The 291-nt window shown below is 61.2% G+C and carries 1 protein-coding gene; it reads left to right on the top strand.

All coding sequences use genetic code 11. The features are described 5' to 3' along the window. Nucleotides 1-233: response regulator transcription factor (locus SB756_RS29290; protein WP_410913052.1), on the top strand; the 233-nt coding region annotated here is incomplete at its 5' end. Nucleotides 234-291 lie beyond the last annotated feature (58 nt).

Raw genomic sequence — 291 nt, 5'->3', positions numbered from 1 at the left:
CGTCACGTGGCAGGGGGGCGGGAAGCGAGGTGGACATGGTCAACCGCCTCTCCGCGCGTGAAATGACGGTGCTGCAACAACTGGCGCGAGGGCGTTCGAACAAGGAGATTGCCGACAGCATGTACCTCAGCAACAAGACGGTCAGTACCTACAAGTCGCGGCTGCTGCTCAAGCTCAATGCACGGTCGCTGGTCGACCTGATCGAGTTGGCGCAGCGGCAAGGACTGAACTGACCGCCAAGCCTTGAAGCCTCCAGTCAGGAGGCTTCGCCAAGGCTACAGGTCCGGCTTT

The sequence above is a fragment of the Pseudomonas sp. SIMBA_068 genome (assembly GCF_046534705.1).
GTDB lineage: Bacteria > Pseudomonadota > Gammaproteobacteria > Pseudomonadales > Pseudomonadaceae > Aquipseudomonas > Aquipseudomonas putida.
Note: the sequence above shows the minus strand (reverse complement) of the source record. Positions and strands in the feature narration are given on the sequence as shown.